The sequence below is a fragment of the Catelliglobosispora koreensis DSM 44566 genome (assembly GCF_000379685.1).
GTDB classification, from domain to species: domain Bacteria; phylum Actinomycetota; class Actinomycetes; order Mycobacteriales; family Micromonosporaceae; genus Catelliglobosispora; species Catelliglobosispora koreensis.
The window spans coordinates 155,182-175,811 of the sequence record NZ_KB903254.1 but is presented as its reverse complement, the minus strand read 5'-3'; the positions used below and the strand labels follow the sequence as shown (position 1 = coordinate 175,811).

Genomic DNA, 20,630 nt, shown 5'->3' with positions numbered 1-20,630 from the left:
TTGACTGACTGAAAACGGGGAGGCTGTTCATGACAAAATCACTTCTGCGTGCGCTGCTTGCTGGTGGCACGGCGTTGACGCTGCTCGCGGCGACATCGTCAGCGTCCTATGCGGACGAGCGCGGTCGTTCCACGGCCGGTGACGAGACCGCGATGAAGATCAGGCCAGGCGATGTGGTGGCCGCGGCAGTTGGCGAGCTTGGGCTCACCAGCTTCCGGGATGTCTTTAGTGGCTTGCGGGTTGAGGCGGGCAACCGCGTGACGGTCTACGTGACCGACACCGGGCGCGGCACCAATCTGGCCAGCTCCGCTCGCGGGCGGATCAGCCGGGCGATCGGCGATCAGGTCGAAGTGCAGGTGAAGGCCGGCAAATACACGCGGGCTCAGCTGGAAGCCGCACGCTCCACCTTGTGGTCATCCAGCGGACCGAAGGAGTTTCACAGCATCGAGGTGACGCACACGGGCAGCGGCCTGGTCGTGTCGGTCGATGACCCTCAGGGCTCCGCCAAGCGATACCAGCAGAATCAGCCGAAGCTGGCGGGCGCTGTCGCCGCGACTGACGTGACCTTCGTCGCCGGGCAACGCGCTAAACCGGCGAGCCGGGAGGACGACTCCGCCCCGTACAAGGGCGGCATTCCCATCGAAGGCTACTGGGACAGCGACTGGAGATGCACGTCAGCGTTTGGCATCCGGCAGAACAACAAAACCTATCTGGTCACGGCCGAGCACTGCTTCGATGTCGGCGACTGGGTTTACGACCGCAACGACGACTACCTCGGATCGGTCTCGTTCGAGAACAACTACCGCGATGCGGCCGCGATCGACACCTCGGCTGGCTCTGGCGTGTGGATCGACGACACGCAAACCCGTGTCTACCAAGGTTATGCGTGGTCCTGGAACGGGCAATACGTGTGCCAGAGCGGATTCACGAGCGACAAACGCTGCACCATCGAAGTCACCGCGGACAACATCGAATGGGACTACGACGATGGGAAGGGAGCGCGGCGCGGGGTCGCTGGCCGCATAGGAGCCGGGGTCCGTGCCGTTTGCGGCGGTGACAGCGGCGGTCCATTGTGGGCATACAACTCCAGTGGCGTCTTCCAAAGCCGTGGCATCGTTAGTGGCGGTTACACCGTCTTATCGGAAAGCAACCCCCGGTGTTACGAAAACATTCTGTGGACGGAAACTCCAGGGGTGCTCAGCGACCTTGGCGCAACATTGATCACAAACTAACTCCGTGTCCGCTCGCCGCCTGGCGCTTGAAGCCAGGCGGTTTGGGCGGCGGTTAGGATGGCTGCTATGGCAAAGGCCTTCGCCTGGACCGCTTGGGGGCTCGGCACGGTGGGTGCCGCGCTCGCGATGTCCTTGTTGCCGTGGGCGCACTATGGCGACCTCGACATGGGACTGTTCCGCTTCCCCGGCTGGGGTTTCTACGTTTGCGGCGCGACGCTGCTCGCCTTGCTTTCCGCGGCGGCGACAATTGGTGGCAACGGGAAGTGGCCGCGCATCGCCGCGGCGGTGACCGGCGTCGCCACGGCGGCCGCCGCGTTGGCCCTCGCTTCGCGTTATGACAATGCGGGCGACTTCTTCACTGACATCTTTCCCACGGTGATGCCTAGTTCCGGGCTCGGCGGGCCGGTGGCGATCGCCGCGGCCATCCTTAGCGCCGCGGCGCCGTTCCTGACGAAGAATCGTTCCACGTGACGGGCAAGGTCTCGTAGCCGCGCAGCACCAAACGGTCGCGCCGCACTGGTTCGGATTCCAGCCGCAAGCCGTCAAGACGCTCAAGCAAGAGCGGGAACGCGACTTGCCCTTCCATGCGCGCGAGTGCCGCGCCGAGGCAGAAGTGCGCGCCCGCGCCAAAGGAGATCGGCGTATTGTCCGGCCGGTCCGGGTCGAACCGGTCAGCGCCCGGAAACCTTGCCTCATCACGGTTCGCCGAACCGATGAGCGCCACCACGTAGGTCCCCGCCTCGATCTGCTGTCCATTCACGACAGTCGGCTGCAGCGCCACGCGAGAGGTCACCTGCACCGGCGGGTCATAGCGCAGGAACTCTTCGATGAACGCGGGCGTCAGCTCCGGCTGCGCTTTGAGCCGGGCGAGCTGATCCGGATGGCGCAACAGGGCCATGACCCCGTTGCCGATCAGGTTTGTCGTCGTCTCGAACCCAGCGATCAAAAGCAGCGCAAGGTTTCGGAGCAGCTCGGCGGGCGTCAGCGCCTCGCTCTTGGCCAAATCCGAGATCAGATCATCCTCGGGTGTACTCGTCTTGAGCTCGACCAAACTCGCGAAATAGCTGAGCAGCAGTTCAGACGCGCTCGCGTAGTTTTCCACGGTCTCCGGCGTCATGTTGAACTCCAGCGCCGCGGCCACATCTTGCGCGATCGGGCGAAACCACGTGCGGTCTTTGTGTGGCACGCCAAGCAGTTCACAGATCACGCCCACTGGCAGCTGGTAGGCGAATTCCGCCATCAGGTCGGCTGAGTTGCCAGGCAGACCGTCAAGCAAACTCGTTGCCTGCGCTTGGATAGCGCTCCTGAGCCCACCGATGCGCCGGGGCGTGAACGCCGCCGCGATCGGCCGCCGCATCCGGGTGTGATCGGGTGGGTTAGTGGCCAAAATGGACCGTTCGAGCGCGCCTGGCGCGGGCTCCACGCCGAGCGCGGGATCACGCAGCACCTCATCGACGGTCGCGTAGGACGTCGCGATGAGCATGCCGGGCTGTGCCTCGACGAGCGGCCCGTGCGCACGAAGCTTGGCATATAACGGGTAGGGGTCATTTGCGCCACCGGGCGACATCAGTGAACCGAAAAGCTCCCAAACCCCGTCAGCCATTCGCCCACCCTACCGCCGGGCGTCAACCACGATTCCAGCCCGAGAACGCTTCCCGGACCGTCGAGACTTCAGCTTCCGTGAGCCCATAAAGCGCTGTGAACACAACATCGTCGAGCCCGTCGAGGCGCCGCATCGCTTCGGCGAAGTCGTCGCTGACGAGGGTCGGGTCAGCCTGCTGGCCCAACCGGATCAACTCAGCCGCCGGATATTGCCGGAGCGCCGCCGCCACGTCGATGAAATCCCGTGGTTCGGCGCGGGTCGCCAGGGCCGCGATCTTCGAACCGAGGACATCATCGAGATGCAGCACTGGGCCAATGTCCAAAGTGACCGGTGGCTTGATCCGGCGAAAGTGGGCGAGGCTGACGCGAACGGTCTCCGTGCCGTGGCTGACCTCAAGCTCGACCATGTCATTGGCCATGCCTTCGAAAAGCTCATCCGGCCCGGAGATGACCTCGGTGTGCAGGCCGGCCTGTTCGAGCGCGGTCTGCAAGGGTTGCGCGACCGTGAGGGCGGCATCGTCGACGTCGGTGAATAGGTCGATGTCTTCGGTGTGACGGCTGACGATGCCGTGTGCCATGAGGGCCTGGCCGCCCGCCAGGGCGTAGCCGTGTGGGGCGGCCGCGGACAGCGCCAGCCGCGTGACCTCAGCCTGAAACGGATCAGTCGACATAGTCGATCAGACTAGGAGCGCAGCGCGGAGTGACGCAACTCCCAGGCCGAACGCACCCCGCGCGGGACGAACAGCGACGGCCACAGCGTTATGAGCGTCGGGCCGTCAAGCCAAGTGCGCAGCTCGTTGAGCGTTGCCGCTTCGCGCAAGACGGTTTCGTAAGTCCATCGCAGCAGTGCGGGGTTTCCGAGGTCGACAGAGCGGGAACGCTGCCAGAACAGGCGATGGGGGAGTTCGACGAGACCGGCGGTGGGACCGTGAAGTTCCCCGAGGTCATCGATGACCACCACTGTCCTGCCCGGCCGGGCGAGGCCGGTGGGCGCGGGAGCGAAACGCGTGGTCATGGGGGAAGCATATCGCCCACGACACGTATTTCGACCCGGCGAGATGTTGGCAGGGGCAGACCGGGCAGAATAGGGGCATGACGTTGGCGCGTTGCGTAGTGGCGGTGGATGGGCCGTCGGGTTCGGGTAAGTCGACGGTTTCACGACGGCTGGCCCAGGCCCTGGATGCCCGGTACCTCGACACAGGCGCGATGTACCGCGCCGCGACGTGGGCGGTGCTGCAGGCAGGTGTTGACCTCGGCGACCATGAGGGCATCACGAAGGTCGTGCTCGACGCGGAAATCGCCGTCGGCATCGACCCGGCAGGCCCGCTGGTGGAAGTAAACGGAACGGATGTCGCCACGGCGATCCGTGGGCCGGAAGTGACAGCGGCCGTTTCGGCGGTCTCAGCGGTCCCGGCGGTGCGGCAGATCCTCGTGACCAAGCAGCGCGAGATGATCGCCGACGCGGAACGGATCGTCGTGGAAGGGCGCGACATCGGAACGGTCGTTTCCCCCGAAGCCGATCTCAAGGTCTATCTGACCGCGTCAGTCACGGAACGGGCCCGCCGCCGCAGCACGGAGACGGAAGCCGATCACCACTCGACGGCCGAAGACCTGGCCCGCCGCGATCACCTTGACTCGACCCGGGCGACTGATCCGCTGCGCCAGGCGCCTGACGCGCTCGTGGTCGACTCCACCGGCATGGACATTGACGAGGTAGTCGGCAAACTAAAAGAACTGCTGACGAGCCGATGAAAGACACTGAGCTGGAACTCGCCAGCCTCCCCGAGGACACCCCGGTTGGCGACGAGGATGCCGTAGTCGCGGTGCCCGTGGTCGCCGTCGTTGGCCGTCCCAACGTCGGAAAGTCCACTTTGGTCAACCGCATCATCGGCCGCCGCCAGGCTGTCGTTGAAGACGTGCCCGGCGTGACCCGTGACCGCGTCGCCTATGACGCCACGTGGAATGGCCGCGAATTCACCGTCGTCGACACCGGCGGCTGGGAGCCCGACGCGAAGGACCGTGCGGCGGCGATCGCGCGGCAGGCCGAGGCGGCGGTCGCGACCGCTGACGTGGTGCTGTTCGTGGTCGACGCGATGATCGGCGCGACCGACGACGACGAGAAAGCCGTCAAAATGTTGCGCCGCAGCAAGAAACCGGTGCTGCTGGTCGCGAACAAAGTCGACAACCAGGCCCGCGAGATCGAGGCCATGTCGCTGTGGTCGCTCGGGCTCGGTCAGCCTTATCCCGTCTCAGCCCTGCACGGCCGGGGTTCAGGCGAATTGCTTGATGTCGTGCTCGACTCGTTCTCCAAAGAGGCGCCGCTAACGAAGGAAGGCGGACCGCGAGGCCCCCGCCGGGTCGCCCTCGTGGGCCGTCCCAACGTCGGCAAGTCCAGCCTACTGAACCGCTTGGCAAACGAAGAACGGTCCGTTGTGGACTCCGTCGCGGGAACCACCGTTGACCCGGTGGACTCGCTCGTGACCGTCGGCAATGAGGTCTGGCAGTTCGTGGACACGGCCGGTCTGCGCAAGCGGGTGGGCCAAGCCAGCGGCACGGAGTATTACGCGTCGCTGCGCACGTCAGCCGCGATCGAGGCCGCCGAAGTGACCGTGGTGCTGCTTGACGCCAGCGAGGTCATCTCCGAGCAGGATCAGCGCTTGCTCACCATGGTTTCCGAAGCTGGCCGTGGCGTGGTGCTGGCGTTCAACAAGTGGGACCTGGTCGATGAGGATCGCCGGTTCTATCTCGACAAGGAAATCGAGCGGGAACTCAAGCGCATCCCGTGGGCGTTGCGGGTCAACATCTCCGCGATGACCGGGCGGGCCGTCGAGAAGCTGGCACCAGCGTTGCGTAAAGCCCTGGCCAGCTGGGAGCGGCGCATCGCCACCGCCCGCTTGAACCAGTGGCTGACCGCTTTGACGCAGGAGACACCGCACCCGGTCCGGGGTGGACGCGCGCCGCGCATCATGTTCGCGACGCAGCCGGGCAACCGGCCGCCGAAGTTCGTGTTGTTCACGACCGCACCGATGGACGCCGGTTACGTCCGGTTCATCGAGCGCAAACTCCGCGAGGAATTCGGGTTTGAGGGCACTCCTATTGAGATCGCCGTCAAACCGCGTAAGCAGCTGGGCCCGGGCGGGCGCGGCAGGCCGCACGGCTAGGCCGAGCGGGTACCCTTACCGGGGTGACGACATCCGGACGCCAGGCACCCCGGATCGCAGCGGTTGAGCCGGCCTTCCCGGCGCAGAAGTACACGCAGGAAGAGATTCTCGCGGAACTGTCCACTGTGTCCGGACGGGTGTTTACCCGGTTTGCCCAGTCGGCGGGCGTCGAGCACCGCCACCTGGCCCTGCCGATAGATCAGTATCGTGATCTGACCGGATTCACCGACGCTAACAACGCCTACATCGACGTGGCGCTGGAGCTCGGGGAGCGGGCCATCAAAGCCGCCTTGGACAACGCGGGCTTCGGCCCGCAAGACGTTGACCTCATCGTGTCGACCACCGTCACGGGTCTGGCCGTCCCGTCGCTGGAAGCCCGCCTCGCTGAACGGCTCGGGCTGCGCCAAGACGTCAAACGCCTGCCGTTATTCGGGCTGGGCTGTGTCGCGGGAGCCGCCGGTGTCGCGCGTGTGCACGACTATCTGCTGGCTTATCCCGATCACGTGGCGGTTTTGCTCGCCGTGGAGCTGTGCTCGCTGACCGTCCAGCGCACGGACAGTTCCGCCGCGAACCTAGTGGCCGCAAGCCTTTTCGGCGACGGTGCGGCTGCCGTCGTGGTGGCCGGTGCCGGGCGTGCCGGAGCGGGGCCGCGGGTGCTTAGCAGCCGCAGCCGGCTCTACCCTGGTACGCCCGAGGTCATGGGGTGGAAAATCGGCGCTGAGGGATTCCGCATCGTGCTATCGGCGGAAGTCGCGGCCATCGCGGAGAAATACCTGGGCGGCGATGTGACGGATTTCCTTGCCCCGCACGGACTTCATCCTGGAGACATCGCCAGCTGGGTCTCGCATCCGGGTGGTCCCAAGGTGATTGACGCGATCGAGCGGACCCTGGCACTCGGCCCGGACAGTCTGGCAGTCACACGAAAGTCGTTGCGCGAGAAGGGAAACATGTCGTCGGTCAGTGTGCTGCATGTGCTGCACGAGACGATGACGCGACCGCCAAACCCTGGAACGCCCGGTCTCATGATGGCGATGGGACCCGGCTTCTGCAGCGAACTCGTGCTCATGCAATGGTGAGGAGACCATGTACTACTTGCTGATTCTGGCAGTCGGCGTGGAGCGCTTGGCCGAGCTCGTCGTGTCGAAACGGCACGCGCGGTGGGCGTTTGAGCGTGGGGGCGTGGAGCATGGCAGGTCGCACTATCCGGTCATGGTGGCGATCCACGTTGGACTGCTCGCCGGCTGCGTCGCCGAAGTCGCGCTAACCGACCGCTCGTTCCTGCCGTGGCTGGGCTGGCCGATGCTGGCGATCGTCGTGCTGAGCCAGGCCCTGCGGTGGTGGTGCATCAAGACTTTGGGGCCACGCTGGAACACGCTCGTCATTGTCGTGCCCGGGCTGCCTTTGGTAACCAAGGGACCGTATCGCTGGCTGCGTCACCCCAACTACGTCGCGGTCGTGGCCGAGGGCATCGCGCTTCCGTTGGTGCACAGCGCCTGGATCACCGCGATCGCGTTCACGGTCCTCAACGCGTTCGTTCTGGCCAAACGGATCAAAGTGGAGAACGCGGCCCTGGCTTATGTATGACGCCGACGTGCTCATCGCGGGCGGCGGCCCGGCCGGGCTGGCCGCCTCGGTGTGCGCGGCTAAGGCGGGCTTGAGCGCGATCGTGTGTGAGCCACGGCCGGTGCCGGTCGACAAGGCGTGCGGCGAGGGCATCATGCCCGGTGGGCTTGCCGTGCTAAGGGAGCTGGGCGCGGCGCTCAAAGGTGTGGCGTTGCGGGGCATCCGCTACACCGACGGGAAGCGTCACGCGGAAGCGGTCTTCGGCAACGGGCCGGGCCTGGGGGTCCGCCGCACCGAGTTGCATGCCGCGATGAGCGAACTATCCCAACAGCACGGTACGCAGTGGACCACCACCCGGATCACTGAAGTGCACCAGGACGCTGATGGCGTTAGCGCGCACGGGATGCGTGCCCGCTATCTGCTCGCCGCCGACGGGCTGCACTCGCCCGTGCGGCGGGCGCTGGGCATCACGGTCCGGCCGGGGCGGCCGAGGCGGTTTGGGGTGCGGTGGCACTTCCGTACGCCCCCGTGGTCGGAGTTTGTTGAAGTGTGGTGGTCGCGGTGGGGTGAGGCTTATGTGACTCCCGTTGCGCCGGACCAGATCGGGGTCGCCATCCTCACCGCGCACCAGCCGGATCTGGCTTGGTTCCCGGGTTTGCTGGATCGCCTTGGCGAGGCTGAACGCGGGCCTGTGCGCGGGGCGGGACCGTTGCGGCAGACGGTCGCGCGGCGCGTTCACGGCAGGGTCTTGCTGATCGGCGACGCGGGCGGGTATGAAGACGCGCTCACCGGTGAGGGAATCAGTCTCGCGGTCAAGCAGGCCCAGGCCGCGGTCAGCGCCATCGCGCGCGAGCGGCCAGCTGACTACGAGCGGGAGTGGACCCGGCTCACCCGCGACTACCGCGTGCTGACAAGGGGTCTGGTGCTCTCGACCGGCCCAGCGCCCATGAGAAAGGCGATCGTCCCGTTGGCGGCAACGTTTCCTGGGCTGTTCGCCAGAATCGTCAACGTTCTGGCGCGATGAGGTCCAGGCCATATCGGTCGCGCTCGGCCCGGAAGCCCAGCCGCCCGTAATACGGCTCGACCATGCCTGGCGGCGTGAGGACCTTAACGAACCCGTGCCGTGAGAACAGCCCGCTCTGCTTGAACACGAAGTAGCCCGGGGAGAAGTCGCGGAAGCGTTGCGTCACATAGTCCAGATCGATCTGCGCCACACCGTTTCCGGCGTCGTGCGCGAGCATCATGCCGGCCAGATCGTCGCCGCGCATGATGATGAACGCCAGCCCGCCTTCGCTTTTCTTGAATGACGGGTTGAAGTTCGCGATATCGCTCGCGTGGAAACCCAAGAGGTAGTTCAGCATCGGGTCATCCGGCGCCACGGACACGACGGAGTACACCTTCTCGTCATGCCGGGTGGAGATCAGCTTGCGCAGGTACACGATATTGATGATCGCCAGCACGATGTTCAGGCCGACCATGGGCCACACCTGCAGGGCCCAGTTGAACCCGGTCAGCACCAGGCAGCCCAGCAGGTTGAGCAGGCGCAGCCGCAAGATTCTCGTCTGCAATAAGGACCAGACGAGAAGGGCGGATCCGCCCCAGCCGATGAGATCGAGCCAGCTCACAAGATCAGGCTAGCCCTGCCGCCCGGTCAGCGCGGCGGCGATGGCGATCTGGATGGGGTCGAGTCCCGCCTCGCCGTCCTCAACGGACCACAGCGAGTTCTGCAGCACGCGCGCGATGGTCCAGGCCGAGGCCTCCTGCCGGTCCAGCCCCATGACTTCGGTCATGAGATCAAACCGCGTGAGCACCCCTGCCTCATCAAATCGATTGTCGAGCGCGGGCAGCAGCTCGAAGCCGGGGTTGCCGGAAATCGGCTTCGGGTCAATGGCGAGCCACGGCTCCCGATCGGCGGCCAGCACGTTTTCGAAATGCAGATCCCAGTGCAGCAGCCGGTCGCCCGCGTCACCGGCCACTTCGCGAACGATCGCGGCCCAACGCTTCACCAGCTTGCCTTCATCGCCGCCTAGCGTGGCGGCCGCTTGCGGCACCTGATCCAGCATCGCGGTCACGACGCCATCGAGGGTCCGGATGCCTTCGGGCGCTTGGTGCGCGTTCAGCCGGGCGAGCAGTTCGGCGATGATCTGTGTCGCCTTCAGCGGGTCGCTGACGCTGTGCAGATCCCTGCTTTGCAGCCGCTCCAGCAGCAGGATGACCCCGTCTTCGCGCAGCAGGCGAACAGCGCCATCACCGGCCCAGGCTTTCAGGCCCGGACCTTCGCCGTCGCTTTCGCTGTCGGCTTGCTGGAGCTTGAGGTTGGCTGGTGTGCCGTCGGCCTGGCGCACGGCAAGGACCAGGGCCGCCATGCCGTGCATCGGTGGCGCGTCCTCCAGGGTCAGATCCCATCTGTCCACATAGGACGCGATCATCGCCGGAAGCTCAGCCAGCCATCGGGCGCCAGCTTCTTTTTCAAACCTCAGCCGGTACGCCGTGAAGCGCTCCGGAATCTCGATCATTCGGCTGATTCGAGGTCAGCCCGGGTGAACAGAGCACGCAAGGTCAGGCCCGCCTCGGCTAGCGCCTCGGCTCCGCCTTCCTGCCGGTCGATCACACAGATCGCGTGGTCGATCTTCGCCCCGAGGTCGCGCAGCTGCCCGGCCGAGATGACGACCTGCCCGCCTGACGTGACCACGTCTTCGACGATCAGCACCTGCTTGCCCGCGAGGTCGGCGCCCTCAGCGAGCCGTGCGGTGCCGTAAGCCTTCGCGGTCTTGCGCACGAACGCGCACGGCAACCCGGTGTGCCGCCCGAGCACGGTCACCACGGCGATGCCGCCCATCTCCAGCCCAGCGAGCACTTCGGTGCCCACGGGCACGAGCGCTGCCAGCTGCTTTCCGATCTCATCGAGGAGAATGGGGTCAGCTTCGAACTGATACTTGTCGAAGTATTCGGTGGCGACCCGTCCTGAGCGAAGAGTGAATTCTCCGGTGAGCCGGCTGACGTCGTAGACCCGTTGGGCAAGTTCTGTCACCCGCACATCTTCACACGCTGCTAGGCTGACCCGCCTTTAACCCCTTCACCTATGGCAGGACGAGATGGCATCTCTGTGGACAATCGTCGTGACGGGATCGCTCCTGTTCGGAGCCACCGCGTGTGGGTCACCGGCCCAGGTGCCTTCGGCTGGCGCGCAAGGCCTCGACAAGACCGCGGCCTGTGCCGGTTTCAAGACGATGCGAGCTGACTACGAAGGCAAAGTGCTGCCCGACCTGCGCAAGCTGGCCGACCGCGCGCACGCCGCCAATGTGGCACCGCTCAAAACCGCGGTGCTCGCCAACACGCAACAGCATGCGGTAAATGCCAAGACCTTCGCTGGGACTGTCAGCGAGCAGGAGCTTAAGGTCGCGTTAGAAAGCTATGCCGCTGATTTCGATGACATGGACGTCTACATCACCGCGCTTATCCCGCGTGGCGAGGGTGAGTCGGCCACTCGCGGTGTGGATACAGGTCTGCCGGGCCTCAGCGTCGCCGACATGATTCAGCGCAAGTGCGAAGGAAAGCTCACGCGCGGCAAGCAATTGGCGTGCTTCCAATACGAGGGCATCGACGGGCTCGATATCCAGCGCTTCCTCTTGAGTATGACCGCCTTTGACGAGGGGGAACGCGCGGACGACCAGCGACGGCTCAACAATTGGATCGCGGGAGTAAGCCAGACCATCGCGCAGCTAGCCGAGCAGACCGACGATGCCGCGCTCAAGGCGGCACTGCAAGCGGATGCCAAATACTACGAAGGCCTCAAACCCTTGCTGGCTGATGCTTCTAAGGATCCCGCCAAGGCGATGGACGCCGTGGGCCTGCCCGCTCATGCCGGGTTCGAAGTCTGTCTCAAATAGACACAACCTCAGCACCGTGTCCTGGGTCGTAGGGGGAGACGAGGGGAGGGCCAACGTGACCGACGACGGGTTCCGGCAGTTCGTGGAATTGCGGTATCGCGACCTGCTGCGCACCGCCTACCTGCTGACCGGGACGACCCACGCGGCCGAGGACCTGGTGCAGACCGCTTTGCTGAACGCCTTGCGGCACTGGAAGCACATCGACGATCCGATGGCCTACGTGCGGCGCGCGATGGTGAACCAGCGCAACAATCTCTGGCGCCGGCTCACCTCGCGGGAACTGATCACCGAGGTGCTGCCGGAACGGTCCACCCCGGACAGTTCAGCGGGGGTCGCGCAACGGGCCGAGCTGCTGGCCGCTCTGCGCAAACTTCCGCGCAAGATGCGGGCCGTCCTGGTGTTGCGCTATTGGGAAGACCTGTCCGAAGCGGAAACCGCCGCCCTTCTGGGCTGCTCGGTTGGCTCGGTCAAAGCCCAGGCCAGCCGGGGTTTGGCCCGCTTGCGTGAGCATCTCGCGCCCGAAACCCCAACCTACCAAGCGATCGCCGAGGTGACGGCATGAGTGAGCAGCAACTGCGGAATGCTTTCCGGGAACTTACCGCTGAGGTCAAGCCGAGCGGCACGGCGTACCCGCGGCTGATGCGGCGCAAGGTGCGTGAGACCCGCAGCCGGACGGCTGGCTGGGCCAGCGCGGCGCTCGGGGTGGGCCTGGCTTTCGTGCTCGTGCCCATGACCCTGACAGGCGGCGGAACGTCGGCGATGCCCTATGGGCAGACGCCGCCGCCAGCGAGCCCACCGCCGCTAGCACCAATGTCGCAGTGGGTGCGCAAGCTGATTGAGTCACCGACGCGCGGCAGCTTCGCCAATGACGCGAACCTGCTTACGGAACTGTCCGCGACGGCGAAGTCGCGTGCCGAGTCTTACCCGAGCCTTCCCAAGGAGCACAAGCTGCTCTTCGCGGGCGAGGTCGGCGAGTTCAGAATCGTCATTAGCGCCTTTTACAACAGCGAGGTTCAGACCGCCCTTTTCCAGGCAACAGAACGAGAAACCCCGCTCAATGGGGGCCTGACCGAGGGGCTCTCGGCGATAGAGCCCTATTTCAAGCTGGCGTTCCGCAGGAGCGGCCCGTCTTTCGCCAGCGTGGGTCTGGCTCCCGAGGGCTGCGTTGTCGCTACGAAGGCTTCTCAGGACTGGGGGGACAGCGGATCCTTTGTGGCCAAGGCGGTTTCGCCGGGGGAGTGGACAGCCAGAGTGACATGCGATGGCACTGTCCGCTACGAGGGCCCGCTGGCCGACACGCCACATCACCTCGGCGCCGGGCCGGTCACGTCGTCGATGCGCGCCAAGGCGATAGAGGGCATGATCGGTGACGTAGACAGCCGGCACGTAGACGCGCTCATCGGAAATTGTGTGTCAGATCCGCGGACGCGCGTGCGGATCGGTGGCCCCGTGCCGCCGCTGCCCGGAAACGTCTATGCGGCGACATGTCCCGGCCCATTCGAGGTCATGCAGGCGACGGTGCTCTACCAGCGCCCCGGTGAGCAGGGGTTAAACGGCCACACGTATTTCTTCCCGGAAACGGTGACACAACTGGATGTTGCCGGGTTCCCCCTGGAGGGCAAGACCGTCATCGTGGCGCCACCCGAGACAGTCAAGGTGCAGTTGCTAAGCCGTGATGGCGAGATCATGGGTGAGGCACCGGTGACCGGGCGGGCCGCCGTCACGGAGGGGTTCACCAGTGGCTACCTGAGGGCGCTGGATCGCTTTGGCGCCAACATCGGGACGGGAGCGATCGCGACGTTGAATCCGCCCTCACTGATGCTCATCCAGCCTCCCGTGGCACCCAGGGTAAACGACTGGAGGGACTCGTAAACCCGTGTCCCTCCAGCGTTTCGGGCCGTTAGGCGCGTGAGTTGTGGCTAATGAGGAAACCACTATTCACCGGTACGCCGGCGTTGGTGAAGCAGTTGACATGAGCGTCAACGGCGGTTCCCGCTGGCTGCCAAGGCTTGTGCAATCCACAGAAGTGTGAGGTCGTCCCGAAAGCGGTGACCTGGGTGTTGCTCGGAGCGGTCGAGTAGATGTTCGGGAAGCGGACTGTCCACACTGGAGGGCCGAACACGACGATGCCGTTGGCGGCGGCCAGGTTGTTGAAGTTCGTGGACGCGGGACCAACCGGTGGCTGGTTTAGCAAGTAGCCAAAGCGGTTTGGCGGCGCGACCGGACCGTAAAGTGAGCGCCGGTACTGGTACGACACGGTAAAGGCGGTGTTGGCCAGCGCACCTGCGGGGTTGAAGCAGAAGATCCGGGCGAACTGGCCGTTGGCCGAGGACGTCCACGGGCCGGCGATCTTGCAGCGGGCACCGACGGCGCCGTTGACCGCGGTGACCTGGAAGCCGCCGTCGATCGGGCCGGGGGTTCCCATAGCCGTGAACCCGACGGAGTAGGCGCCCACGCCCGCGTGCGTGCAGGTGTTGCCAAAGCCAGCCGAGTTGTACTGGGTGATGATGCCGCAAACCGCGTTCGCGTGGATGTATCCGTAACGCCCGGCACCGACCGGGGCGCCGGAACTGCGGGAGAACTGCACGGAGAATCCTGGTGTGGGGTCAAGCGCGCCAAAGGGGCTGTAGCAACTGACCTTCACGACTTCGTTGAGACCAACGACACCCCAGCTGTCAGCCTGGCACCAGCGCCCGGGTGGGTTGGCCAGGGCGTCGTGCACCGCGGTGACGTGAACGACACCACCGGCGATGCCCTGCCCGGGGAAGGTAACGGTCCAGCGCCCGGGTGGGCCGGCCACGACCGTGGAGCCTGCTGGCTGGGCCTGGGTGACGAAACCGCCGGACCAAAGCAAAAAGCCGAACTTGTCTGGCACCGCGGCCTGAGCCGGTGCCGATGCCACGCCTACGACTGCCCCCGCTGCCAGCAACGTCACAGCGACGCGTGACGCCCAGCGCTTGATGCTCATATATGGCTCCGTTTCTGATGAGGACGGTGCCACAGGCTATCAATACACATGCATAGATATTTAGGGCTATCGCAGTCAGATCGAGGACGCGAGCGGCGTATTTGCAAGTTAGCGCAGCCTTACTTAGGCTGACCTGACCGAGGTAAGGCTAACCTCTTATGCCACTAAAGGAGCCCGTTTAACGTGAAGAAGCCTCTCATTCTTCTGGTGGCTGCCGTGCTCACGGCAGCGACGCTTAGCGCCTGCGGCGATGAGCCAAACGTTGCGGGCGATAAGAAGATCATCGTCTACAGCGGGCGCGGCGAGTCGCTGATCAAGCCGGCGCTGGAGAAGTTCACCAAGGCGACCGGCATCCAGGTCGAGGCCCGTTATGGGGACACCGCGCAGATGGCTTCGCAGCTGATCGAGGAAGGCGGCCGTACCAAGGCGGATGTCTTCATCTCCCAGGATGCTGGCGGACTCGGTGCCGTCGCCAAGAAGGGTCTGCTCGCCGCTCTGCCAGCGGACACGCTTGCCAAGGCGCCCAAGGAGTTCCAGTCCCGCGCCGGGCAGTGGGTCGGCGTCACTGGGCGTGCGCGCACCTTCGTCTACAACCCAGACCTCGTGCCGGTGGCGGATCTGCCTAAGTCGGTCTTTGATGTGACGCAGCCGCAATGGCGGGGAAAAGTGGCGATTGCGCCAACTAACGGGTCGTTTCAGGCGTTTGTGACTTCGCTGCGGGTGGGCCAAGGGGAAGCCAAGGCGGAGGAGTTCCTCAACGGGCTCAAGGCCAACGGCGTACAGATCCGGTCCAACAACATCCAGATCGTGCAAGAGGTCGCCGACGGCAAGCTGCCGGCCGGTCTCGTGAACCACTACTACCTGCACGAGATCGCCAAGGAGAAGGGCATCGCCCCGGAGACCATGAAGGCGAAGCTGCACTTCTTCACGCCGGGCGACCCGGGCAACCTCGTCAACGTTTCCGGCGCGGCCATCACCATGAACTCAGCCAACGACGCTGACTCCAAGGCGCTCGTGGACTTCTTGCTTGGTGCCGAAGCGCAGACCTACTTCGCGAACGAGGTGGGGGAATACCCGTTGTCGGCCAGCGTGCCCGCGGCTGCCGGGCTGCCCACGTTCGCTGGCATCAAGCCGCCGGCGATCGACCTCAACGACCTCGACTCGCTGGAGCAGACGGTCGCACTGATCAAGAAAGTGGGGCTCGCCTGAGCACGCTGACGCTGCGGAGTGTGCGGGCGCGGCCGGTCCTGCTGGCCGCGTCCCTCATAGCGGTCGCGGTGGGCCTGATTCCCTTAGGCTACTTGGCGATCCGGGCCGGCGAGGCAGGCTGGCCGCGCATCGCCGCCGAAGTGTTCACCCAACGGACCGCTGTGCTGGCCGCCCGCAGCATTGGCCTAGCACTCGTCGTCACGCTGGCTTGCGTCGTGATCGGGGTCGGATCGGCCTTCCTCGTCGTGCGCTCAGACCTGCCGTGGCGCCGGGGTTTCGGCGTGCTGGCGGCGCTTCCCCTGGCCGTGCCGACCTATGTCGCCGGGTTCTCGTGGGTGTCCACGGTCGACGGCTTCTCCGGATTCTGGGCCGCCGCCCTGGTGCTCACGCTTTGCTCCTACCCCTACGTTTTTCTTCCCGTGGCGGCAGCGTTACGCGGAACCGACGCGGCGCAAGAAGAAGTGTCCCGTGCGCTAGGCAAGGGAGCGTGGCGCACGTTCACGGGCGTGACACTGCGGCAGGTGCGGCCAGCCGTGGCAGCCGGTGCGCTTCTCGTTGCGCTGTATGTGTTTTCCGACTTCGGCGCGGTGTCGATCGTGCTCGTGGACACGTTCACGCGCGCTGTTTTCACGGCGTTCAGCCTCGGGTTCGACCGGACGGGCGCGCTCGTGCTCTCGACCGTCCTCGTCGTGCTGACCGTGCTTCTCCTTACCGGCGAAGGACTGACGCGCCGTAAAGGGGCGCGCTATGCCCGGCCGGGGGTCAGCCGGCCGCCCACCCGCATCGCCTTGCGCGGCCTGCGCTGGCCATTCATCGCCGCCTTGGCCGCTGTGAGCGCACTGGCCCTGGGCATGCCGGCCGCCAGCCTGATCCGCTGGCTCAGCGCAGGAGTGTCGCGCCCCGGCTCGCTCGGCGAAATCGCCGCCGCGACAGGGAACTCACTTTTCGTCTCGGTCGCCGGGGCACTCCTGACCACCTTGCTCGCCTTGCCCGTCGGGCTCTATGCCGCCCGGTCACCCGGGTTCCTTTCCGCTGGCCTGGAACGGCTCACCTATCTCGGGCACGCCCTGCCCGGTGTCGTCATTGGACTATCGCTCGTGTTCTTCGGCATCAACGTCGCGTATTCGCTCTACCAAACGGTCTGGCTGCTGGCTTTGGCCTATGCGGCACTGTTCCTGCCGCTGGCCGTCGGAGCCGTGCACGCGGCGGCGGCTCAATCCCCGCCAGCGCTGGAAGACACGGCCCGTTCCCTGGGCCGGCGGCCGCTCTACGTGTTTCGCACGATCACGTTGCCGCTCACGCTGCCCGGTGTCGGAGCCGGTGCCGCACTGACGGTTTTGACCTGCATGAAGGAACTGCCAGCGACACTTTTGCTGCGGCCAACCGGAATGGACACCTTGGCCACCGAGCTGTGGACGCACACCTCAGTGAGCGAATACGCCGCGGCGGCACCCTATGCGGCTTTGCTCGTGCTCATCGCCGCGATCCCGACCTGGGCCCTATCCCGTGAGGTGATTTCCGCATGAGTTCGTTACACGTTACGGGAGGGCGTAAGGCTTTTGGGGCGGTGGCCGCGATGTCGGGAGTGGACCTGACCGTCGCTTCGGGCTCGCTCGTCGCCGTGCTCGGCCCGTCTGGCTGTGGCAAGACAACGCTTCTGCGCTGCATCGCCGGGTTTGAACGTCTCGATGCGGGCTCTATTGAGGTCGGTGGCAAGGTTGTCGCCCGGCCCGGGCTGCATCTCGCGCCAGAGCGGCGCCGGATCGCCGTCGTACCACAGGACGGGGCCTTGTTTCCGCACTTGTCGGTGGCGGGCAATGTTGGCTATGGCCTCGACCGCGGCGCGCGCCGTTCGGGGCGGATCTCCGAAACGCTTGAGCTGGTTGGGCTCGCGGGCTACGAAGACCGCATGCCGCATCAGCTTTCCGGCGGCCAGCAGCAGCGGGTCGCGGTCGCGCGGGCGCTGGCGCCGAAACCGCCGCTGGTGCTGCTGGACGAACCGTTCAGTGCGCTGGACGCCGCGTTACGGGCCGAGCTGCGCCGCGATGTGCGCGCCGCCTTACACGCCGACGGGGCGACAGCCGTGCTCGTCACACACGACCAGGGCGAGGCCCTGTCCATGGCTGACGAACTCGCGGTCATGCGCGCCGGGGTGATCGTCCAAAGTGGAGCACCGGCCGACGTTTACCGCCGGCCCGCCGATCCCTGGGTGGCCAGCTTCGTGGGTGAGGCGGTGCTGCTGCCCGCCGCGGCCGAGGGAACAAATGCCTTAACCCCCTTGGGGAGGGTACGCCTCACAGCGCCCCAGAACGGGCATTCCGACGCGGTCACGGTCTTCCTGCGCCCCGAGCAACTTCAGCTGCTTCCGGCGGGCACTTCAGACGGTGTCACAGCCACGGTGCTGCGGCGTGACTTCCACGGGCATGACGCCCTGCTTTTGCTGGCTCTGCCCGATGGGCTGAAAGTCAGTGCACGTGTATTCGGCGAGGCGGGGGCCAGTCCGGTGATCGGTGACGAAGTCACGGTGACGGTGCTAGGTGAAGCCCTGGCCTACCCACGATGAACGTTCTCGTTAACCTGGCCGCGCACGGCAGCCGTACCGCCCTGGTGACTCCCGAGGGCGAGATCTCTTACACCGCTTTGGCTTCCCGCGTCTCGCGGTTTGGTGAGCGCCTCGGATCGCGGCGCCGTCTGGTCCTGATGACCGGAGCCAACACGGCTGAAGCCATCATCGCCTACCTCGGTGCCCTGCACGCCGGGCATGTCGTGCTGCTGGCACCATCTGCGCCTGAACTGATCGAGGCTTACGACCCCGACGTGGTGATCGGGCCCGGTTCGGTGCAAGAACGGCGCACCGGTTCGGCGCACACGCTGCACCCCGACTTGGCGATGCTGCTGAGCACGTCAGGGTCCACCGGATCGGCGAAACTGGTGCGGCTGTCGCACACTAACCTGCGCTCCAACGCCGAATCGATCGCCAGCTACCTTCAGCTGACCGCTGACGACCGCGCGGCCACGACGCTGCCGATGCATTACTGCTACGGGCTTTCCGTCATCAACAGTCATCTGCTGCGTGGCGCTTCACTCGTGCTCACCGAACGGTCCGTCACGGAACCGGAGTTCTGGGAGACGGTCCGTTCCACGGGCTGCACCAGTTTCGCTGGCGTGCCGCACACGTTTGACCTGCTCGACCGCGTTGGCTTTAGCGAGATGGACCTGCCGTCCTTGCGTTACGTCACGCAGGCCGGTGGGCGCCTGGCGCCTGACCGCGTCCGGCACTACGCGAAACTGGGGCGACGTAAGGGTTTTGACTTCTACGTCATGTATGGGCAGACCGAGGCGACCGCCCGCATGGCCTATCTGCCGCCAGCGCGTGCGCTGACCGATCCGCACTGTGTGGGCGTCGCCGTTGCGGGCGGATCGTTCGACATCGACCCCGAGACGAGCGAGCTGATTTACCACGGGCCCAACGTCATGCTCGGTTACGCGTCTGGGCCGGCTGACTTGGCACACGGGCGGACCGTGCACGCTTTGCGCACGGGGGACCTCGCACGGCGTACACCCCAGGGGTTGGTTGAGATCGTGGGGCGGTGCAACCGGTTCGCCAAGGTATTCGGCTTGCGGATCGACCTGGAGCTGGTGGAGCAAAAGCTTGCCGAGCAAGGCATCATGGCGTCCTGCCTGGACGATGACGGCAAGATCGCCGTCGTGACAACGGGGGAGCCAAGGCACACACGGGTCCTCGCGGCGAAGGCGTGTCAGCTTCCAGCGCGCGCGGTCAGCGTGCACCGGGTGACCGCGTTGCCCCGGCTCTCCAGCGGAAAGCCCGACTACCAAGCCATGCGGGCCTTGCTGCATCCCAGCGGGCAAGCCGCCGGCACGGATCTCGCGGCCCTGTTCGCCGAAGTCTTTGAGCTGGAGACGGTTCCGGAGGACAGTTCGTTCGTCAGCCTGGGCGGCGACTCACTGTCCTATGTGGAGATGTCAGTCCGCCTCGAAGAAGCGCTCGGGCATTTGCCGCCAGACTGGCACACCACCTCGATCAAGGACCTGCGCGCCCTGCGGCGTCCCCATAAGCGGATCGCGGCCCTGGACACAGGCGTCTTCCTGCGCGCCGTATCCATCGTGCTGGTCGTGGGCACCCACTCGGCGCTATTCGCGGTCTCGGGTGGGGCACACCTGCTGCTGTCGGTCGCGGGCTTCAACTTCGCCCGCTTCCACCTGACCGCGGCTGGGCACAGCGCCCGGATGCAGGCCATCGTCCGCAGCGTGCGCCGCATCGCGCTCGTGAGCATCTGCTGGATCGCCTTCGCCGCGGCGTTCATCTCCGACGCCTATGGCCCGGCCGAGATCTTCTTGCTGCACAACTTCCTCAACCGGGGCGTGTTCAATGACTTCTGGTTCATCGAGACCATCGTCTACGTCCTCTTAGGAGCGCTGGGGCTGCTGGCCATTCCCTGGCTGGACCGGTTCGAACGACGGCACCCGTTCGCTTTCCCGATGGCGGTGATGATGGCCGGCCTGGTCACGCGATATGGACTGTTCGCCGGGGCGAAGCTGGCGACCCCGCTCGTCGTGATCTGGCTGTTCGCCCTGGGCTGGGCGGCGGCCAAAGCAACCTCGTGGCAGCAGCGGGCTGTCGTGACCATCGCGGCGGCGGCGACCATTCCCGGCTTTCATGGCCACCCGTTGCGGGAAGCCATCATGTTCGCCGGGCTGATCGCCCTCACCTGGATTCCGTCCATACCCAGTGTCACCGTGGTTAACCGGATCGCTGGCGTGCTCGCGGCATCGTCGCTTTACATCTATCTGACACATTGGCAGGTGTTCCCACGGCTGCTCGACTTTCCACCGGTCGCCGGCTTCGCCGCATCCCTGGTCGTGGGCGTGGCGGTCACTTTTGTGATCGGCCGGGTGAGCTCTGCGGTCACACTGGCGTACCGCCGGATCAAGAATGGCCTGCACCCGCGTTTGACTACGCTCCGTCATTGGAACTAATGTTCGA

At 65.6% G+C, this 20,630-nt stretch carries 21 protein-coding genes; 14 read left to right on the top strand and 7 right to left on the bottom strand.

The genetic code is table 11. The features are described from left to right. The first annotated feature begins 29 nt into the window (after window positions 1-29). Together A3E1_RS0115735 and A3E1_RS0115730 are read left to right on the top strand one after the other, a co-directional pair. The gene (locus A3E1_RS0115735) at window positions 30-1,232 is read left to right on the top strand and encodes a chymotrypsin family serine protease (RefSeq protein WP_020521745.1); all 1,203 of its coding nucleotides are present in this window, start codon (window positions 30-32) and stop codon (window positions 1,230-1,232) included. Window positions 1,233-1,298: 66 nt separating this feature from the next. Beyond that, window positions 1,299-1,703, top strand: a complete 405-nt coding sequence (locus tag A3E1_RS0115730; protein ID WP_020521744.1) for a hypothetical protein — start codon at window positions 1,299-1,301, stop codon at window positions 1,701-1,703. Here A3E1_RS0115730 and A3E1_RS0115725 read toward each other — a convergent pair. The 3 genes from A3E1_RS0115725 to A3E1_RS0115715 are packed head-to-tail and all read right to left on the bottom strand — an operon-like array spanning window position 1,660 to window position 3,849. Then, on the bottom strand, window positions 1,660-2,835 hold the full coding sequence (locus A3E1_RS0115725; protein ID WP_020521743.1) for a cytochrome P450: 1,176 nt from the start codon (window positions 2,833-2,835) through the stop codon (window positions 1,660-1,662). The genes A3E1_RS0115730 and A3E1_RS0115725 overlap by 44 nt on opposite strands. A 22-nt stretch (window positions 2,836-2,857) precedes the next feature. After that, window positions 2,858-3,505 (bottom strand): nucleotidyl transferase AbiEii/AbiGii toxin family protein, encoded by a 648-nt coding sequence (locus tag A3E1_RS0115720; RefSeq protein WP_020521742.1) that lies wholly within the window; start codon window positions 3,503-3,505, stop codon window positions 2,858-2,860. Window positions 3,506-3,516: 11 nt separating this feature from the next. Next, entirely contained in the window at window positions 3,517-3,849 is a 333-nt protein-coding gene (locus A3E1_RS0115715) for a hypothetical protein (protein WP_020521741.1), read from the bottom strand. A 77-nt stretch (window positions 3,850-3,926) separates the two neighbouring features. Between A3E1_RS0115715 and cmk the strand changes: the two genes are divergently transcribed. Genes cmk through A3E1_RS0115690 form a run of 5 tightly spaced genes read left to right on the top strand, consistent with a single transcriptional unit; the run spans window position 3,927 to window position 8,582 of the window. Continuing rightward, the gene (cmk, locus tag A3E1_RS0115710; protein ID WP_040390883.1) at window positions 3,927-4,586 is read left to right on the top strand and encodes a (d)CMP kinase; all 660 of its coding nucleotides are present in this window, start codon (window positions 3,927-3,929) and stop codon (window positions 4,584-4,586) included. Next, entirely contained in the window at window positions 4,583-5,995 is a 1,413-nt protein-coding gene (gene der, locus A3E1_RS0115705; protein ID WP_020521739.1) for a ribosome biogenesis GTPase Der, read from the top strand. Before cmk ends, der begins: the two co-directional genes overlap by 4 nt. 23 nt (window positions 5,996-6,018) lie before the next feature. Continuing rightward, window positions 6,019-7,071 (top strand): type III polyketide synthase, encoded by a 1,053-nt coding sequence (locus A3E1_RS0115700; RefSeq protein ID WP_020521738.1) that lies wholly within the window; start codon window positions 6,019-6,021, stop codon window positions 7,069-7,071. A gap of 7 nt (window positions 7,072-7,078) precedes the next feature. Continuing rightward, window positions 7,079-7,579: an isoprenylcysteine carboxyl methyltransferase family protein gene (locus A3E1_RS0115695; protein WP_020521737.1), complete on the top strand. Its 501-nt coding sequence runs from the start codon at window positions 7,079-7,081 to the stop codon at window positions 7,577-7,579. After that, entirely contained in the window at window positions 7,572-8,582 is a 1,011-nt protein-coding gene (locus tag A3E1_RS0115690; protein ID WP_020521736.1) for an NAD(P)/FAD-dependent oxidoreductase, read from the top strand. The genes A3E1_RS0115695 and A3E1_RS0115690 overlap by 8 nt, the downstream gene beginning before the upstream one ends. Here A3E1_RS0115690 and A3E1_RS0115685 read toward each other — a convergent pair. The 3 genes from A3E1_RS0115685 to A3E1_RS0115675 are packed head-to-tail and all read right to left on the bottom strand — an operon-like array spanning window position 8,563 to window position 10,595. Further along, complete coding sequence (locus A3E1_RS0115685) at window positions 8,563-9,183, bottom strand: hypothetical protein (protein WP_020521735.1); 621 nt, start codon at window positions 9,181-9,183, stop codon at window positions 8,563-8,565. The genes A3E1_RS0115690 and A3E1_RS0115685 overlap by 20 nt on opposite strands. A gap of 9 nt (window positions 9,184-9,192) precedes the next feature. Further along, window positions 9,193-10,074 (bottom strand): aminoglycoside phosphotransferase family protein, encoded by an 882-nt coding sequence (locus A3E1_RS0115680; protein ID WP_020521734.1) that lies wholly within the window; start codon window positions 10,072-10,074, stop codon window positions 9,193-9,195. After that, window positions 10,071-10,595, bottom strand: a complete 525-nt coding sequence (locus A3E1_RS0115675; protein WP_020521733.1) for an orotate phosphoribosyltransferase — start codon at window positions 10,593-10,595, stop codon at window positions 10,071-10,073. The genes A3E1_RS0115680 and A3E1_RS0115675 overlap by 4 nt, the downstream gene beginning before the upstream one ends. Window positions 10,596-10,653: 58 nt before the next feature. On the opposite strand from A3E1_RS0115675, the gene A3E1_RS0115670 reads away from it, so the two are divergent. The 3 genes from A3E1_RS0115670 to A3E1_RS0115660 are packed head-to-tail and all read left to right on the top strand — an operon-like array spanning window position 10,654 to window position 13,320. Beyond that, window positions 10,654-11,448: a hypothetical protein gene (locus tag A3E1_RS0115670; protein ID WP_020521732.1), complete on the top strand. Its 795-nt coding sequence runs from the start codon at window positions 10,654-10,656 to the stop codon at window positions 11,446-11,448. 16 nt (window positions 11,449-11,464) lie between these two features. Then, entirely contained in the window at window positions 11,465-12,010 is a 546-nt protein-coding gene (locus A3E1_RS0115665) for a SigE family RNA polymerase sigma factor (RefSeq protein WP_245571203.1), read from the top strand. Continuing rightward, complete coding sequence (locus tag A3E1_RS0115660; RefSeq protein ID WP_020521730.1) at window positions 12,007-13,320, top strand: hypothetical protein; 1,314 nt, start codon at window positions 12,007-12,009, stop codon at window positions 13,318-13,320. The genes A3E1_RS0115665 and A3E1_RS0115660 overlap by 4 nt, the downstream gene beginning before the upstream one ends. Before the next feature lie 28 nt (window positions 13,321-13,348). On the opposite strand, the gene A3E1_RS0115655 is transcribed toward A3E1_RS0115660, so the two are convergent. Beyond that, a complete protein-coding gene (locus A3E1_RS0115655) occupies window positions 13,349-14,416 on the bottom strand; it encodes a hypothetical protein (RefSeq protein ID WP_020521729.1) in 1,068 nt (355 codons plus the stop codon). 183 nt (window positions 14,417-14,599) lie between these two features. Between A3E1_RS0115655 and A3E1_RS0115650 the strand changes: the two genes are divergently transcribed. The 4 genes from A3E1_RS0115650 to A3E1_RS0115635 are packed head-to-tail and all read left to right on the top strand — an operon-like array spanning window position 14,600 to window position 20,623. Further along, window positions 14,600-15,625, top strand: a complete 1,026-nt coding sequence (locus A3E1_RS0115650) for an iron ABC transporter substrate-binding protein (RefSeq protein ID WP_020521728.1) — start codon at window positions 14,600-14,602, stop codon at window positions 15,623-15,625. 20 nt (window positions 15,626-15,645) lie between these two features. Beyond that, window positions 15,646-17,151 (top strand): ABC transporter permease, encoded by a 1,506-nt coding sequence (locus A3E1_RS0115645; protein ID WP_020521727.1) that lies wholly within the window; start codon window positions 15,646-15,648, stop codon window positions 17,149-17,151. After that, window positions 17,148-18,188, top strand: coding sequence for an ABC transporter ATP-binding protein (locus tag A3E1_RS0115640; RefSeq protein ID WP_026208478.1), 1,041 nt, complete (start codon window positions 17,148-17,150; stop codon window positions 18,186-18,188). Before A3E1_RS0115645 ends, A3E1_RS0115640 begins: the two co-directional genes overlap by 4 nt. Then, window positions 18,185-20,623, top strand: coding sequence for an AMP-binding protein (locus A3E1_RS0115635; protein WP_020521725.1), 2,439 nt, complete (start codon window positions 18,185-18,187; stop codon window positions 20,621-20,623). The genes A3E1_RS0115640 and A3E1_RS0115635 overlap by 4 nt, the downstream gene beginning before the upstream one ends. Window positions 20,624-20,630: the final 7 nt, after the last annotated feature.